This is a genomic window from Bradyrhizobium sp. WBAH42 (assembly GCF_024585265.1).
GTDB lineage: Bacteria > Pseudomonadota > Alphaproteobacteria > Rhizobiales > Xanthobacteraceae > Bradyrhizobium.
Genome location: NZ_CP036533.1, coordinates 2,838,332 through 2,854,905 on the forward strand (window position 1 = coordinate 2,838,332; position 16,574 = coordinate 2,854,905).

Annotated in this window: 9 protein-coding genes; 2 read left to right on the forward strand and 7 right to left on the reverse strand. The window is 65.1% G+C overall.

All coding sequences use genetic code 11. The annotated features are described in order from the left end of the window. Window positions 1-39: 39 nt before the first annotated feature. Window positions 40-918: a Ku protein gene (locus DCG74_RS13305; RefSeq protein WP_172786891.1), complete on the reverse strand. Its 879-nt coding sequence runs from the start codon at window positions 916-918 to the stop codon at window positions 40-42. Window positions 919-1,036: 118 nt separating this feature from the next. On the opposite strand from DCG74_RS13305, the gene ligD reads away from it, so the two are divergent. Continuing rightward, on the forward strand, window positions 1,037-3,712 hold the full coding sequence (ligD, locus tag DCG74_RS13310; RefSeq protein ID WP_172786890.1) for a DNA ligase D: 2,676 nt from the start codon (window positions 1,037-1,039) through the stop codon (window positions 3,710-3,712). A gap of 130 nt (window positions 3,713-3,842) precedes the next feature. On the opposite strand, the gene DCG74_RS13315 is transcribed toward ligD, so the two are convergent. Beyond that, window positions 3,843-4,007, reverse strand: a complete 165-nt coding sequence (locus DCG74_RS13315) for a DUF3309 family protein (RefSeq protein ID WP_008560028.1) — start codon at window positions 4,005-4,007, stop codon at window positions 3,843-3,845. A 179-nt stretch (window positions 4,008-4,186) separates the two neighbouring features. Between DCG74_RS13315 and DCG74_RS13320 the strand changes: the two genes are divergently transcribed. Next, entirely contained in the window at window positions 4,187-4,504 is a 318-nt protein-coding gene (locus DCG74_RS13320) for a polyhydroxyalkanoic acid system family protein (protein WP_172786889.1), read from the forward strand. Window positions 4,505-4,506: 2 nt separating this feature from the next. On the opposite strand, the gene treY is transcribed toward DCG74_RS13320, so the two are convergent. The 5 genes from treY to treS are packed head-to-tail and all read right to left on the reverse strand — an operon-like array spanning window position 4,507 to window position 16,564. Continuing rightward, window positions 4,507-7,308, reverse strand: coding sequence for a malto-oligosyltrehalose synthase (treY, locus tag DCG74_RS13325; RefSeq protein ID WP_172786888.1), 2,802 nt, complete (start codon window positions 7,306-7,308; stop codon window positions 4,507-4,509). Between the two features lies 1 nt (window position 7,309). Beyond that, on the reverse strand, window positions 7,310-9,061 hold the full coding sequence (gene treZ / locus DCG74_RS13330; RefSeq protein ID WP_172786887.1) for a malto-oligosyltrehalose trehalohydrolase: 1,752 nt from the start codon (window positions 9,059-9,061) through the stop codon (window positions 7,310-7,312). Then, a complete protein-coding gene (gene glgX / locus DCG74_RS13335) occupies window positions 9,058-11,136 on the reverse strand; it encodes a glycogen debranching protein GlgX (protein WP_172786886.1) in 2,079 nt (692 codons plus the stop codon). The genes treZ and glgX overlap by 4 nt, the downstream gene beginning before the upstream one ends. A gap of 3 nt (window positions 11,137-11,139) precedes the next feature. After that, complete coding sequence (gene glgB, locus DCG74_RS13340) at window positions 11,140-13,278, reverse strand: 1,4-alpha-glucan branching protein GlgB (RefSeq protein ID WP_172786885.1); 2,139 nt, start codon at window positions 13,276-13,278, stop codon at window positions 11,140-11,142. Continuing rightward, the gene (treS, locus tag DCG74_RS13345) at window positions 13,271-16,564 is read right to left on the reverse strand and encodes a maltose alpha-D-glucosyltransferase (RefSeq protein ID WP_172786884.1); all 3,294 of its coding nucleotides are present in this window, start codon (window positions 16,562-16,564) and stop codon (window positions 13,271-13,273) included. The genes glgB and treS overlap by 8 nt, the downstream gene beginning before the upstream one ends. Between the last annotated feature and the right edge of the window lie 10 nt (window positions 16,565-16,574).

Consider the following 16,574-nt stretch of genomic DNA (forward strand, 5'->3'; position numbering starts at 1 on the left):
CTTCGTCGCAAGGGCTCCTCGCAATGACGCCGGTGTAAACTAGCCCGCCTTCCTGTGCCGCGCCGTCGACCGGTGCGCCTTCTTCGGAGCGTGCCGCCGCCCCGTCGCGCGGCGCGCATGCGACTTCGCCGCCGTCTTCTTGCCGCCCTTCAGGCTCTGCTTCAGTGCGTCCATCAGGCTGACGACGTTGCTCGGCCGCTCCTCGGGCTCGGGCAGCTCGATCTTCTTGCCGCTGGCCTTGCGCTTCACCAAGGCCTTCAGCGCGTCCTCGTATTCGTCCTTGAACTTGCTGGGGTCGAAATGCGCCGCCTTGGTCTGCAGGATGTGGCCGGCGAGCTCGACCATGTCCTTGGTGATCTTCGGGCTCTTGATGTCGTCGAAGAACTGGTCCTCCTCGCGCAGCTCGTAAGGGAAGCGCAGCGTGGTGCCGAGCAGGCCCTTGCCGAGCGGCTCGATCGCCATGACGTGCTCGCGGTTGGTCAGAACGATCTTGGCGAGCGCGACGCGTTCCTGGTCCTTCATCGCGTCGCGGATCACCGCGAACGCATCGGCCGCCGCCTTGCCGTCGGGCGCGATGAAATAGGGATGGTTGAGAAAGCGCTGATCGATCTCCTCGCGCGGCACGAAGCTCTCGATGTCGATGGTATGGTTGCTCTCGATCTGGACCGCCTCGAGCTCCTCCGGCTCGATCTCGACGTACTTGCCCTTGCGCAGCTCGTAGCCGCGGCCCTTCTGGTCGCTCTCGACGACGTCACCGGTCTCGGAATCGATCATCTGCTGCTTGAGCCGGTTCCCGGTCTCGCGGTTGATCAGGTGAAACCGCGTCTTCTCGGCCGCGGTGGTTGCCGGATAAAGCACGACCGGGCAACTGACCAACGACAGCTTCAACGTTCCCTTCCAATAGGCGCGCGGGGCCATTCCATTCTCCAGCGTTTTCAAGGCGTTTTGGAACCCCAACCGTCCCATCGGGTTTTGGTTCCGGGCGGGACTTTCGCCGTGATAGGCTTTGAGTGCCGAACGAGAAGCGGGACCGGTCGTGCTGCAAAAACTTTCCACTTACCGACAGAAGCGAGACTTCGAGAAAACGCCGGAGCCATCGGGCAAGTCCGCCGTGGCGCCATCGAAACAGCGGCGCTTCGTGATCCAGAAGCATGATGCGAGCCGGCTGCATTACGATCTCAGGCTCGAATTCGACGGCGTGTTCAAGTCCTGGGCGGTGACGAAGGGGCCCTCGCTCGATCCCCATGACAAGCGGCTCGCGGTCGAGGTCGAGGACCATCCGCTCGATTATGGCGATTTCGAAGGCACGATTCCGGAAGGCCAATACGGCGGCGGCACCGTGATGCTGTGGGACCGCGGCACCTGGGACTCGGACGATCCGGAAGCCGGCTTCAAGAAGGGCGATCTGAAGTTCACGCTCCACGGCGACAAGCTGCAGGGTAGCTGGGTCCTGGTGCGGATGCGCAACCGCGGCGGCGAGAAGCGGACCAACTGGCTCCTGATCAAGCATCGTGACGAAGATGCTCGCGAAGGTGCGGACAACGACATTCTCGAGCAGGACAAGTCTGTCGCCTCCGGCCGCACCATGGAGCAGATCGCCGCGGGCAAGGGCCGCGCGCCGAAGCCGTTCATGCTGGCCAAGGCCACCAAGGGCAAGGCCGACGCAGTCTGGCAGTCCAATCGTGCCGAGGAGACGAAAGGACGCACGGTGAAGCCGGCGCCGCGCACCGCGTTGAAGGCCGGCAAAGCGGCGAAGACAAGTGCCACGACCGCGACGAGCGCCAAGAAGGTGTCGGAGATGCCGGATTTCGTTGCGCCGCAGCTCTGCACGCTGGTCGAGCGGCCGCCCGGAGACGAGGGCTGGTGCCACGAGATCAAGTTCGACGGCTATCGCGTTCAGCTCCGGGTCGAGGACGGCGAGGCGACGCTGAAGACCCGCAAGGGTCTCGACTGGACGAGCAAGTTCGCCTCCATCGCCGAGGAGGCGGCCGCGCTGCCGGACGTGATGATCGACGGCGAGATCGTCGCGCTCGACCATAACGGTGCGCCGAACTTCTCCTCGCTGCAAGCGGCCCTGTCCGACGGCAAGACCGACGACCTGATTTTCTTTGCCTTCGATCTGCTGTTCGCGGAGAACGAGGATTGCCGCCGCCTGCCGCTCAGCGAACGCAAGGCCCGGCTGAAGCAGCTGCTCGGCCAGCGCAAGCGGAAATCGAGCCAGCTCCGCTATGTCGAGCATTTCGAGAGCGGCGGCGATGCCGTGCTGCAATCGGCCTGCAAGCTCGAGCTCGAAGGCGTGGTGTCGAAGAAGCTGAACGCGCCCTATCGCTCGGGGCGCACCGAGAGCTGGGTCAAGTCGAAATGCCGCGCCGGCCATGAGGTGGTGATCGGCGGCTACAAGACCACCAACGGCAAATTCCGCTCGCTGATGGCAGGCGTGCAGCGCGGCGATCATCTCGCCTTCGTCGGCATGGTCGGCACCGGCTTTGGCGCGGACAAGGTCAAGCGCCTCATGCCGTCTCTCAAGGCCATGGAGGTCAAGGAGAGCCCATTCGGCGGCAAGAACGCGCCGAAGAAGACGCGGGACGTGCACTGGCTGAAGCCGGAGCTCGTCGCCGAGATCGAGTTCGCGGGCTTCACCGCCGACGGCAATATTCGTCAGGCGGCGTTCAAGGGCTTGCGGCAGGACAAGCCGGCCGAGGAAGTCCAGGCCGAGACGCCCGTCGATACCGAGCTCGCCGAGCCCCGGGCCAGGAAGGCGGCGCGCACGAAGGCGGGCGGACGAGCGAAGCAGACCGCTCAAAATGCCGAGGTCATGGGCGTCGTCATCTCCAAGCCGGACAAGGAGCTCTGGCCGGACGACGGCGATGGTGGCGCCGTCACCAAGCTGGACCTTGCCCGCTATCTCGAAGCCGTCGGCGAATGGATGATCGCGCATCTCAAGGGCCGGCCATGCTCGCTGATCCGTGCGCCCGACGGCATCAAGGGCGAGTGCTTCTTCCAGCGCCATGCGATGCAGGGGACGTCGAACCTTCTGGAGCTCGCGCGGGTCTCCGGCGACCGCAAGCCCTATCTTCAGATCGACCGGATCGAAGGGCTCGCCGCGGTGGCGCAGATCGGCGGCGTCGAGCTGCATCCGTGGAACTGCGCGCCCTATGCCTATGACACCCCGGGCCGGCTGGTGTTCGACCTCGATCCCGCGCCCGACGTCGACTTCGCCGACGTCGTCGAGGCGGCCAAGGAGATGCGGCAGCGGCTCGCCGACATCGGCATGGACAGCTTCTGCAAGACCACGGGCGGCAAGGGCCTGCACGTCGTGGTGCCACTGCTTCATGGCGCGCGCGACAAGGTGAGCTGGAAGGAGGCCAAGGCCTTTGCGCAAGGCGTCTGCCAGTGGATGGCGGACGATGATCCCGAACGCTATCTGCTCAACATGTCGAAGAAGCTGCGCAAGGGAAAGATCTTCCTGGATTATCTGCGCAACGACCGCATGTCGACGGCGGTGGCCCCGTTGTCGCCGCGAGCCCGCGCCGGGGCCACGGTCTCGATGCCGCTGACCTGGGCGCAGGTGAAGAGCGATCTCGATCCCAAGCGATACACGCTACGCACCGTGCCGGCCCTGCTGGCGCGATCGAAGGCGTGGGAGGGTTATGACGATGCCGCCGCATCGATCAAGGCGGCGATGAAGAAGCTGGCAGGGAAGGTGAAGTAGGTCGTCGCTGTTGCGACGAAGGCGGGTGCCGTAGGGTGGGCAAAGCGAAGCGTGCCCACCACCTGCTTTCGTTCGAGCGATGAGGTGGGCACGGCGCGCCGCGCCTTTGCCCACCCTACCAAGTCTGCATCTAGATCCTACCCATCAGCAGAAGGATCAGCAGAATGACGATGACAAGCCCGAGGCCGCCGCCGCCGTAATAGCCGGTGCCGTAGAACGGCCCGCCGCCGATGCCGCTGAAGCCGCCGAGCAGGGCGATGATCAAAATGATCAGAATGATCGTGCCGATTGACATGCGAATCTCCTCCAGCCCTTTGTTCAAAGGGTCGTTGCAACCTGTCCCGTTGTGCGGGGGCAACTTGCCGCAGGTTGTAAAGTTCCGGCTTTGAAACACGGACGGGGGATCAACTTGCATGGAACCTTTGTTGGTCGACCTGACATGATTATGTGGAGTTAGTCAGAAGAGGCAGGACCATGTCAGCACCGCTCGTCGTCTCAATTCCGCATCGTCTCGGCCGTGAGGAGGCGGTGCGCCGGCTGAAGACTGGGCTTGGCCGCGCCGCAGCAAGCATTCCCGTGATGCAGGTCGAGGAGGAACGCTGGAGCGGCGACACCATGAATTTCCGCATCCGCGCGCTCGGCCAGGTCGCGACCGGGCAGGTCGATGTCGCCGACGATCAGGTCCGGGTCGAGGTGGTGCTGCCCTGGCTGTTGCAGCGCTTTGCCGAGATGGCGCAGGCGACGATCAGGAAGCGCGGCCAATTGCTGCTGACCAAAGATGGGGGGAAGTGACCTCAGGCGCGCACGCGTTGTCGCGGCGCTCCGACGGCATTCGCGGTTCGGGCCGCGATGACCGAGGCAGGATAGTCGCGAAAGGCCTGCGCGAGCGGCAAGTCGTTGCCCGCAAGGCCCGGCACGGTATAGCCCGTGATGTCGATGGTGGCGTCGATACCTTCCGGTGCGGGCCATTCCCGGCCCGCTTGGGTGAAGGGGGCGAAATGACGCCCAGCCACGACGATCGCGGCGGCGCGGCCATGACGGCGCGCGAAGGCGACGACATGGTCGGCATGGGCGCCTCGTACCTCCAGCGGCTGGTAGTCGCCCTGCGCGAAGACGTCGCCCAGCTCGTTGCGCAGCTTGAGCAGATGCCGCGTCCAGGCCAGCTTGAGCTTGCCGTCCGGCCAGTTCTCGATGAGGCCGCTCCAATCCGGCGCTTCCAATGATGTCAGCGCCGCATGGCGCGCGGCGAAATCGACCGGACGGCGGTTGTCGGGATCGACCAGCGACAGGTCCCAGAATTCGGTGCCTTGATAGAAGTCCGGCACGCCCGGCAGCGTCGCCTTGAGCGTGAGCTGGCTCAGCGAGTTCAACGTGCCGAGCAGCGCGATGCGGCGAGCCAGCGTCTGCAACGCCTGAAGGAATTCCGCGGACCGGTCGGCGTCGAGGATCTTGGCGATGAAGTCGCGGATGCCGTCCTCATAGGCTTCATGCGGGTTGAGCCAGCTCGTCTCCTCCTTGCCCTCGCGCGCAGCCTTGAGGGCATAGGCCTGGATGCGCTCGACAAAGGCGGCATCGGCCGGCGCCTCAATCGGCCAGACGCCGAGCAGGGTCTGGTAGAGCATGTATTCGAACGTTGCCGACGGCGCGCGGAAATTGCCGTGGAGCGTGAGATGCGGTGCGTTCAGCACCTTCCAGCGCGCCACCGCGCTGGTCCATTCACCGGGGATCTCGCTGAGCGCCGCGATGCGCGTGCGCGCATCCTCGCCGCGCTTGGTGTCGTGGGTGGCGGTTGCCGTCATGCCTTGCGGCCATTCCCTGCCGCGGACCTGCATGGCCTGGTGGAAGGCGGGAATGCTGAGGCCGGTGCTTGAGGGATCGCCGCCGACCTCGTTCAGCGCCAGCAAGCGGTGGAACTGATAGAACGCGGTGTCCTCCAGCGACTTCGCCATCATCGGCCCCGTGAATTGCTGCACCTTCAGCGCGAAGCGGCGCACGCGCGGGGCGCTGTGCGGCGGACGGCCGGGCTTGAGCAGGTCCATGGTCAGGGCATCGCGCAGGAAGTCAAAGATGCCGTCGTCGGCGGCGAACCAGTCCCGGCGGGCGCGCGCGATGGTGTCGTCGATCAGCTTGCGGTCCGCTGCCGTCGGGCCGCTGTGCGTCAGATAGGTGCGATAGACCGGGAAATGCAGCACATAGAGCTCGAGCGCCTGCCGCAGGCTGTCGGCCGAGAAGTCCCGCGTCGAATAATGGCCGTTGGCGATGCGCGCGAGCAGGCGGGTCAGCACGGTGAATTCGCTGGTCAGCAACGTCTCGAGCACGCGCCGCTTGGCGTCCTTGACGTAAGGCACAAGCCGCGGCGGCCGGTTGCTGATCTGCCGCCAGGTCTCGTCCAGCGCCTCCAGCCCCCTAGGATCGATCAGCACGTGGGTGATGACATTCATCCACTCGTAGCCGGTGGTGCCCTGGACACCGGCGAAATGCGGCAGGCGCTCGTGCTCACACAGGATTTTTTCGATCACCGTATAGAACGGCTTTGTGTTGCCTTGGGCGGTGTTGCTTTGGGCGTCGCGCACCAGCCGGCGCAATCGCTGGCAATATTGGGCGGGGTCGCGCAGGCCATCGATGTGATCGAGCCGGATTCCCTGCAATTTGCCGTCGGCAATGAGCTGCTTCACCAGCCGGTGCGTGGCGGCAAATGTGCTCGCGTCCTCGACGCGCAGGCCGGCGAGGCCATTGACGTCGAAGAAGCGGCGATAATTGATGTCGCTGGAGGCAAGCCGCCAGTGCCCGAGCTTGTAGTGCTGGCGCTCCAGGAGATGATGCAGCGTCAGCGTCTGTGCCGGGCGGTCCTTGCCGGCGCGATAGGCGGCAAGGCCGCGCTTGATGATGTCGGCGGCGCCTGCGATCTCCTTGAGCTCGGCCTTGAAGCCGGGAGCTTCCTTGCGATTGGGACGCCGCAGCCCCGTGTAACGGGTCGCGAGCGACAGCAGGCGCTTGCCGGGCTCCGTTTCCGCCGCGTCCGCCTCCTTGACGACCATCCGCAGCATCTCGCCATAGCGCTCCGGCGCGATGGGCAAGCGGTGCTCGAAATACCACGCCGCGAAGCTTCCTTCGTCCGGGTCGTAGCGCAGCTCGATGTCGCCGCGCTCCAGCGCCTCGCCGTAGGACGAGCCGAGGATCGGCAGCAGCACGCCGCCGCGGGCGCGGTAGGCCAGCTGGTCCCAGTCGATGTCGAAGGAGGCGGCGTGCGGAGAGGCCTGGCCCCATTCCAGCACGTCGAGCCACCACGGATTGTCGGCAAAATGCACGCCGACATGGTTGGGGACGAAATCGATGATGAGCCCGAGATCGTGCTGCTGGAGCGCTTCGCTCAGCCGCGCAAAGCCGGCTTCGCCGCCGAGCTCGGGATTGAACTGGCCGTGGTCGACGGTGTCGTAGCCATGGGTCGAGCCCTTGCGGGCCTTCATCACCGGTGAGGCGTAGAGATGCGTGATGCCAAGCGCCTTGAGGTAAGGAACGACGGCGGCAGCCTTGTCGAAGTCGAAATCTGCGGTGAGCTGGAGCCGGTAGGTCGCGAGCGGAATGGCGGGAGGCATCCTAACCTCCGAGGCGCCAGATCACCGACCAGGGCGGGAGCCGCTCGCCGGATCCGCCGCCCCAGATCGGCGTGCCCGCGCTGACGCTGGAGGTGATCTCGTGATCGGACAGATTGGCGACAAGGCGCAATGTCGAGCCGTCGCCCATGCGCCAATGCGCGGTGAGGAGGCCGTTGTCGGCCGCCTGGGCATCACCGAAGCTTGTGCCTTTCAGCCGCGGCATGACCTGCTTGCGACGGACGCCGAGCAGCTCTCGCACCAGCCCAAGCCGCGCATCGTGTTGCGGCGTGCGGCCGGTCCAGTCGAGCACGGCCGATTGCAGCGTTGCCGGATCGAGCGGGTCGGGCACCTCGTCGCCGTATTTCTCGTACGCCCAGGCATATTCCCGCTTGCGCCCCGTGCGCACGGCATCGGCGAGTCCGCCCTGGAAATCGCAGAAGAACGGGAAGGGGACCGTCGAGCCCCATTCCTCGCCCTGAAACAGCATCGGCACCATAGGCGCGAGCAGGGTGACCGCGAGCGCGGCCTCGATCTGCTTTGGCGATGCCAGACTTTCCAGCCGCTCGCCGAGTGGACGATTGCCGATCTGGTCGTGGTTCTGCAGGAAATTGACGAAGGTGGCCGGCGGCAGCTGGCCGCTCGGCTCGCCGCGCGGCTTCTTGCCCCAGAACTCCGAGATCTCGCCCTGATAGACGAAGCCGGAGGCGAGCGCGCGCGCCAGGTCCATGCGCGGCGTTTGGTAGTCGCCATAGTAACCGGCATGCTCGCTGGTCAGCATCACGTGCCAGACGTGATGATAGTCGTCGTTCCACTGCCCGCGATATTTGCCGTTCGGCGGCTCCTGCGCAGCGTCGAGCAGGCTGGCGCGATTGTCGCCGTTCTCCAGCACGAGATGGATGTGGCGTCCCGTAGCCTTGGCGAGCTCGCCGGCGGCAACGCTGAGGTCCTGCAGCATGGACTGCTCGCCCGGGATAGCCATGATGTGATTGGCGGCGTCGAGCCTGAGGCCGTCGAAGCGGTAGTCGGCGAGCCAGGACAACGCGTTCTCGACGGCGAAGGCGCGCACTTGCGGCACGCGATAATCGATCGCACTGCCCCACGGCGTGTGCGCATCGGTGAAGAAGGTCGGTGCGTAGCGGCCGAGGTAATTTCCTTCCGGTCCGAAATGATTGTAGACGACGTCGAGGAACACCATCAGCCCGCGCAGATGCGCCTCGTCGATCAGCGTCTTCAGGTCTTCGGGCCGGCCATAGGCACTGTCCGGCGCGTACCACAGCACGCCGTCATAGCCCCAGCCGCGGCGTCCCGCGAAATCGGCGAGCGGCATCAATTCCAGCGCCGTGATGCCGGTCGCGGCGAGATGATCGAGCTTGTCGATCATGGCGCGATAGGTGCCTTCCGGCGTGAAGGTGCCGACATGGGTCTCGACCAGCACCGTCTCTTCCCAGGGACGGCCGCGCCAATCGCGCGCGCGCCAGGCGAAGTTATCGTGATCGATCACCTCGCTCGGGCCGAACACGTCCTCGGGCTGGAAGGCCGAAGCGGGATCCGGCACGTCGATGTCGTCGTCGATCCTGAACTTGTATTTGCTGCCGGCGGCGAGGCCGGCGATCTCGGCGACGTACCAGCCGTCCTGCCGGCGCTGCATCGCGTGCCTGCGGTCGAGCAGGAGATCGACGCGGCGCGCGGCCGGTGCCCACAGCCGGAACGACACGCCGTCCTTGGTCGGCCTCGCCCCGAAGGATGGCCTCATAGCGCGCCTGCGAAGGCGAGCACGGATCGCGGCGGCGCCTTGCTGTCGCTCCCGGGCAGGAAGTCGATCGTATTCAGCTTGGCATCGGTCGTGTTCAGGAGCTGCTGCCAGCTCTTGTATTCGGTCATTTTGGGCAATTTGAATGCGATCTCTTCGGGAGCGGCGTTCAGTACGATAAAGATCGCGGCCCCACCCGGTTCCATCGGGCCCATCACATAGGAGAGAAACCGCCCATCCGGGAATGTCCAGTCGCTCTCCGTCATCTCGTCGCCGGCCGGCGTCAGCCACAACGCGCCGTAGGAGACGCCGTCCTTGGGCCGGCCGTCGAGCCAGCGATGGCTGCGCAGCTGCGAGAAACGGCGACGGATGTCGGCGAGCTGGGCGACGAAGTCGATCATGTCGTCGCCGTCCTTGCCGAGATTGTCCCAGCCGACCCAGCCGACCTCGTTGTCCTGGCAATAGGCGTTGTTGTTGCCGGATTGCGAGTTGCCGACCTCGTCGCCGGCGAGGATCAGCGGAACGCCCTGGGCCAGCATCAGGCAGGCCAGCACGTTCTTGCGCAGCTGACGGCGCAGGCTGATGATATCAGGATCGTCGGTCGGCCCCTCGACGCCGCAATTGTTGCTGTGATTGTCGTTGGAGCCGTCGCGATTGTCCTCGCCGTTGGCCTCGTTGTGCTTCTCGTTGTAGCTGAAGAGATCGGCGAGCGTGAAGCCGTCGTGGACGGTGATGTGGTTGATGCTGGCGCGCGGCCGCCGCCCGTCGTGATTGAACAGGTCGGACGACGCGGTCATGCGGCTGGAGATGTCGCCGATCAGGCTGCCTTCGCCGCTCCAGTAGCGGCGCATGGCGCTGCGATAGCGATCGTTCCATTCCGACCATTGCGAGGGGAAGGCGCCGACCTGGTAGCCGCCGAGGCCGAGGTCCCATGGCTCGGCGACGAGCTTGACGGTCGCCAGCACCGGATCCTGTCGCACTGCGGTCAAGAACGAGCTGCCGCGATCAAAACCGTTCGGCCCGCGTGCCAGCGTGGTGGCGAGGTCGAAGCGGAAGCCGTCGACGTGGCAGACCTCGACCCAGTAGCGCATGGAATCCATCACCATCTGCAGCACGCGCGGATGGGTGAGGTTCACCGAGGAGCCGCAGCCGGTGAAGTCGTCGTAATAGCGCGGGTTCTCGCGGTTCAGCCAATAATAGGAGGCGTTGTCGATGCCGCGATAGCACAGCGTCGGACCGAGATGATTTCCCTCGGCGGTGTGGTTGTAGACCACGTCGAGCATGACCTCGATGCCGGCATCGTGCAGCCGCGCCACCGTGGTGCGGAAGGAATCGAGCGCATTGTCCTGGGCGTAGCGAGGCTCCGGCGCGAAGAAGGACAGCGTGTTGTAGCCCCAGTAATTGGCGAGCTTCTTTTCCACGAGGATGCGGTCGTCGACGAAGCTGTGCACCGGCAGCAGCTCGACCGTGGTGACGCCGAGCTTCCTAAGGTGCTCGATCATCGCGGGCGAGGACAGTCCGCCATAGGTGCCGCGCAGGTTCGGCGGCACGTCGTCGCGCTTCTGGGTCAGGCCCTTGACGTGGGCCTCGTAGATGATGGTGTCTTCCCAGGGAATGTTCGGCCGGATCTCGCGGCGGCCCCAGTTGAAGGTCTCGTCGACCACGACGGCCTTGGGCATGCCGCGCGCGTTGTCGCGCCGGTCGAACGACAGATCCTCGCGCGGGCTTCCGGTGCGATAGGCAAAATGCGCATCGCTCCAGACCAGACGCCCGGCGAGACGCTTGGCGTAGGGGTCGAGCAGCAGCTTGTTGGCATTGAAGCGATGGCCGTGCTCGGGCTCATAGGGGCCGTGCACGCGATAGCCGTAGAGCTGGCCCGGCGAGACGTCGTTGAGATAGCCGTGCCAGACGTCCTCGGTCTTCTCGGGCAGCTCGATGCGCTCGAGCTCGCGGCGGCCTTGGGTGTCGAACAGGCAGAGCTCGACCTTCTGCGCGTTGGCGGAGAACAGCGCGAAATTGGTGCCGCGTCCGTCCCAGCTTGCGCCGAGCCGTGCGGGCGATCCAGCGGTCAGGCGCATCGATCAGCTTTCCGGAACGAGGAAGATCGCAGCGAGCGGCGGAATGGTGAGGCGGAGCTCGCCGCCCTCGGCCTGGACTTCGCCGATATTGCCGACATTGCTGCCGCCATAATGGGCGGAATCGGAGTTGAGCACTTCCTTCCACTTGCCGCCGAAGGGCACGCGAACGCGATAGTTCTGGTAGACGTTGGGCGAGAAGTTGACGATGACGATACACCGCGCGTTCTCGTCGAACCCCTTGCGTAGCCAGGCGAATACGTTGCGATTGGCATCGTCCGTGATCAGCCATTCGAAGCCGGCCTGCTCGCAATCCATCTGGTGCAGCGCCGGCACCGCGCGGTAGAGCCGGTTAAGGTCGCGGATCAGGGCCTGGACGCCGGAATGGACCTTGTACTCGAGCAGGTGCCAGTCGAGCGACTGGTCGTGATTCCATTCGCGGCTCTGTGCGATCTCCGCGCCCATGAACAAGAGCTTCTTGCCGGGATGGCCGAACATGAAGCTGTAATAGGCGCGCAAATTGGCAAAGCGCTGCCACTCGTCGCCGGGCATGCGGCCGAGGATGGAGCGCTTGCCGTGCACGACCTCGTCATGCGACAGCGGCAGGATGAAGTTCTCCGAAAACGCATAGTGCAGGCCGAACAGGATCTCGCCGTGATGATGCTTGCGGTGAATCGGATCCTTGCTGATGTAGTTCAGCGTGTCGTGCATCCAGCCCATGTTCCATTTGTAGCCGAAGCCGAGCCCGCCGAACTCGACAGGGCGCGAGACCTGGGGCCAGGCGGTGGATTCCTCCGCGGCCGTGGTCGCCTGCGGGAAGCGGGCGAACATCTCCGTGTTGAAGCGGCGCAGGAAGTTGATCGCCTCGATGTTCTCGCGGCCGCCATATTGGTTCGGGATCCACGCGCCGGGCGGCCGGCTGTAGTCGAGATAGAGCATGGACGCGACCGCATCGACGCGCAGGCCGTCGATGGCATAACGCTCCATCCAGAACAGCGCGTTCGACACCAGGAAGTTCGTCACTTCGGTGCGGCCGTAGTTGTAGATCAGCGTGCCCCAGTCGAGGTGGCGGCCCTGCAGCGGGTTGGCGTGCTCGTAGAGCGCGGTGCCGTCGAAATGGCCGAGCCCGTGCGGGTCGTCCGGGAAGTGACCCGGCACCCAGTCGAGCAGCACGCCGATGCCTTCGCGGTGGCAGGCATCGATCAGTGCCGCAAAATCCTCGGGGCTGCCGAAGCGGCTGGTCGGCGCATAGAGGCCGGTCGGCTGATAGCCCCATGAGCCGTCGAACGGGTGCTCGCTCACGGGCAGGAATTCGAGATGGGTGAAGCCCATGTCGCGCGCATAGGCCGGCAGCTGCTCGGCAAGCTCGCGATAGGTCAGCCATTCATTGTTGCCTTTGCGCCGCCACGAGCCGAGATGAACCTCGTAGATCGACATCGGTGCCGACATTGCATTGATGCCTTCGGGCGCCGGGCGCGGCCGCGGCAGATGCGCCTCGTCGAACACGATCGACGCCGTCTTCGGCCGCAACTCGCTGGCGAATGCCATCGGATCGGATTTCAGCGGCAGCAGATGACCATGCGGTCCGACGATCTCGAACTTGTAGTGATCGCCTGCCTTCGCATGCGGGATGAACAATTCCCAATAGCCGTTGCCGCGCACCCGCATCGGATGGCGCCGACCGTCCCAGAAGTTGAAGTCGCCGACCACGGAGACGCGCCGCGCATTCGGCGCCAGCACGACGAAGCCGATGCCGTCGACGCCCTCGAGCCGCAAGGGGTGCGCGCCGAGCTTGTCGTAGAGGCGCTGATGGGTGCCTTCGCCGAGCAGGTAGAGGTCGAAATCGGTCAGGATCGGTGGAAAGCGGTAGGCATCCTCGAACTCGACGACGTTGCTGCCGAACTTGGCGCGCAGCTGGTAGTGCTTCGAGCCGTTGGGCAGGGCGCCGATGAACAGGCCGGAATCGTGGACGCGGTCGAGCGGCGCGACCTCGCCATGGTCGCCGACCGCCTCGACATTGGTGGCCTCGGGCAGGAATGCGCGGACCACGCTTTTGCCACCCTCGGGATGCAGCCCGAGATAGTGGAAGGGGTCGGAGTGGCGGCCCTCGATGATCGCGTAGGCTTCGGCAGGCAGTTTAGGCATGGGCTTCGCTCTCGGCACTGGACAGAATGCGAAGCAGTCCGGTCAGCGGCGCATGGAGCCCCTCAGGCCGGTGGGACAGCTCGTACTCTACGTCGTGGAACGCTCGATCTAGCAGGAAAAATTTCAACAGGCCTTCCGCGCAGGACCGATCCTCCGGCCACAGCCTCCGGTCGGTCATGGCTTCGCGGTAGGCGGACAGGAAGGTCGCGGTGGCGCGCTCGCGCCATTCGTCGAGCGCGGCCGCGAGCCGGTCCTGCTCGTCGGAGGCGCCCGTGAGCGCGCGGCCTAGCGCCGCGTTCACGGAAAGGTTGATGGAATGGATCAGGCCGGCGACGTCGCGGGCGGCCGGCGCCTTGCGGCGCTTGTTGGCCAGCGGCACACGCGGATCGCCGTCGAAGTCGATGATGAAGATATCGTCCTTCACGATCAGAGTTTGCCCGAGCCGGAAGTCGCCATGATGACGGATGTTCAACCCGCCGATGTCGGATGGCAAGAGCGCATTCAGGCCGTCGAACAGGCTACGGCGTGCGGCGACGAGCCGGTCGATCAGGGGCCGGTCCGCCTCCCGCAGCCCGTCGCGGCTGTCGGCCAGCCGCTCGAGAACCCGCTCGGCACGCGCCTTGAGGTCGGAGAGCCAGGTCCTGATCTGGGCCGGCTCGATCGGCACGGGCGCGAGATCGTCGGGCTTTGCCGCGGCGAGCGCGACGTGCAGCTCGGCGAGCCGCCGGCCGATCTGCGCGATGAAATGCAGATACGGCGCCTGCTCCTGGGTTTCGCGCGGCATCTCATCGGCCGGTGCCAGGCGCTGCTCGTCGACATAGCGATCGAGATACCCAGTCGTCACGGTCCAGCCGTCGCCCTGGTTTTCGACATAGGCATGGAGCACGCCGAGCGCGCTGCGCTGGTTATTGTCGACAAGCTCGACGCTGCCGAGCAGCGCCGGCGTGTTGGCGAAGCGAGCGACCTCGGTGAGATAGCGGCCGATCTCGATCTCGGGGCTGACGCCGCTTTCGAGCCGGCGATAGATCTTGGCGACGTACTTGTTGTCGACCAGCGCGGTGCTGTTCGATTGCTCGATGGCGCGGATGCGTTCGGGCTCCTTGATGGTGTAGTCGGCGAACCGGCTGGTCGCCTTGAACTCCAGCCGCAGATTGTTCTCCTCCACCACCAGGTTTTGCGACAGGCCCCGCAGGAACAGGCCGATGAAGATCTGCTCGGTCGCGACGTCGAGCAGCGTGCCCTCTCGCGCACCCTGGCGCACGGCGGCGAGCGCCTTCGGGTTGAAGCGTTCGCGGTCGAAGCGCACCCACTCGATCTGCATCGGCATCACGTAGCGCGTGGTGACGTCGTTCCGCGTCGTCTCGAAGAACGCGATCCAGGGTCTGTTGTCGCCGATGTCGCTGAACGGTACCGCTGAGGTGAGCGTGGCCTTGATCTGCTTGGGATTGTGCTCCGGATACCAGCGCGTCCGCGACAGGAAGCCCGGCAGCACGTCGCGCTCGAACACCCCGCGCTCGCGGGCGAGCGAGACCCAGTTCGAATTCACCGGCACCACCAGCGTCTCGAATTCCGGCACTGCGCGCGGAATCACCGGCTCCGACTTGTCGCGCTCCTGAAGCTGGAACCAGTAGAAGCCGTAGGGCCCCAGCGTGATCATGTAGGGCAATTCGCCGATCGCGGGAAAGCGCGTGCGGCCGAGCATTTCCTGCGGAATGCGATCCTTCCACGGCGACAGGTCGAGCTCGGTGGCCTGCGCGGCGCGCGACAGATTGGCGACGCAGAGGATCACCTCGTCGCGGTATTGCCGGACATAGGCCAGCACGGCGCGATTGGCCGGGCGGATGAAGGTCATGGTGCCGCGTCCGAAGGCGAGCGTCGACTTGCGCACCGAGATCAGCCGCTTGGTGGCGCTGAGCAGCGAGGACAGGCTGCGCGACTGCGCCTCGACGTTCACGGATTCATAGCCGTAGACCGGGTCCATGATCAGGGGCGCGTAGAGCCGGGCTGGGTCGCAGCGCGAGAAGCCGCCGTTGCGGTCCGGGCTCCATTGCATCGGCGTGCGCACGCCGTTGCGATCGCCGAGATAGATGTTGTCGCCCATTCCGATCTCGTCGCCGTAATAGATGATCGGCGTGCCCGGGAACGACAGCAGCAGCGAGTTCATCAGCTCGATCTTGCGCCGGTCGTTGTCCATCAGCGGCGCAAGGCGGCGGCGGATGCCGACATTTATGCGCGCGCGGGGATCGTTGGCGTAGGTGGTCCAGAGATAGTCGCGCTCGACGTCGGTAACCATCTCCAGCGTGAGCTCGTCGTGATTGCGCAGGAACAGCGCCCATTGGCAGCTCGCCGGGATATCAGGCGTCTGGCGCAGGATGTCGGTGATCGGGAAGCGGTCCTCCTGCGCGATCGCCATGTAGATGCGCGGCATCAGCGGGAAGTGATAGGCCATGTGGCATTCGTCGCCACGGCCGAAATATTCCTGCACGTCCTCCGGCCATTGATTGGCCTCGGCCAGCAGCAGCTTGCCCTTGGAATATGCGTCCAGCTCCTGGCGCAGCCGCTTGATGATCGCATGGGTCTCGGGCAGGTTCTCGTTCGAGGTGCCCTCGCGCTCGCACAGATACGGAATCGCATCGAGCCGGAAACCGTCGACACCGGCATCGAGCCAGCGCTTCATCACCTGGATGATGGCGCTGACCACGCGCGGATTGTCGAAATTGAGGTCTGGCTGGTGCGAGAAGAAGCGGTGCCAATAGAACGCGCCGGCCTCGGGATCCCAGGTCCAGTTCGACTTCTCGGTGTCGGTGAAGATGATGCGCGTGCCCTGGTACTTCTGGTCGGTGTCGCTCCAGACATACCAGTTGCGGGCGCTGGAGCCCGGATGGCTGCGCCGCGCGCGCTTGAACCATTTGTGCTGGTCCGAGGTGTGGTTGACGACGAGCTCGGTGATGACGCGCAGGCCGCGCTTCTGTGCCTCCTGGATGAAGCGCTTGAAGTCCTTCATCGTCCCGAAATCGGGATTGACCGCGCCGTAATCGCCGATGTCATAGCCGTCGTCGCGGCCGGGCGAGGGATAGAACGGCAGCAGCCACAGCGCCGTGACGCCGAGCTCCTGCAGATAGGGCAGCCTCTCGGTCAGCCCGGCGAAGTCGCCGATGCCGTCATTGTTGCTGTCGGCGAAGGCCTTGACGTGGAGCTGGTAGATGATCGCGTCCTTGTACCAGAGCTCATCCACGACCTCGGCAGCCTCAACCTTCTTGGTATCGACGGAAGACAGAACATTCATGGCGTGACCC

What these genes read in the sequence shown, in the direction of transcription:
- DCG74_RS13305 (WP_172786891.1), bottom strand. Translation starts at nt 918, where the DNA reads ATGGCCCCGCGCGCCTATTGGAAGGGAACGTTGAAGCTGTCGTTGGTC.
- DCG74_RS13315 (WP_008560028.1), bottom strand. Translation starts at nt 4,007, where the DNA reads ATGTCAATCGGCACGATCATTCTGATCATTTTGATCATCGCCCTGCTC.
- DCG74_RS13320 (WP_172786889.1), top strand. Translation starts at nt 4,187, where the DNA reads ATGTCAGCACCGCTCGTCGTCTCAATTCCGCATCGTCTCGGCCGTGAG.
- treY (WP_172786888.1), bottom strand. Translation starts at nt 7,308, where the DNA reads ATGCCTCCCGCCATTCCGCTCGCGACCTACCGGCTCCAGCTCACCGCA.
- treZ (WP_172786887.1), bottom strand. Translation starts at nt 9,061, where the DNA reads ATGAGGCCATCCTTCGGGGCGAGGCCGACCAAGGACGGCGTGTCGTTC.
- glgX (WP_172786886.1), bottom strand. Translation starts at nt 11,136, where the DNA reads ATGCGCCTGACCGCTGGATCGCCCGCACGGCTCGGCGCAAGCTGGGAC.
- glgB (WP_172786885.1), bottom strand. Translation starts at nt 13,278, where the DNA reads ATGCCTAAACTGCCTGCCGAAGCCTACGCGATCATCGAGGGCCGCCAC.
- treS (WP_172786884.1), bottom strand. Translation starts at nt 16,564, where the DNA reads ATGAATGTTCTGTCTTCCGTCGATACCAAGAAGGTTGAGGCTGCCGAG.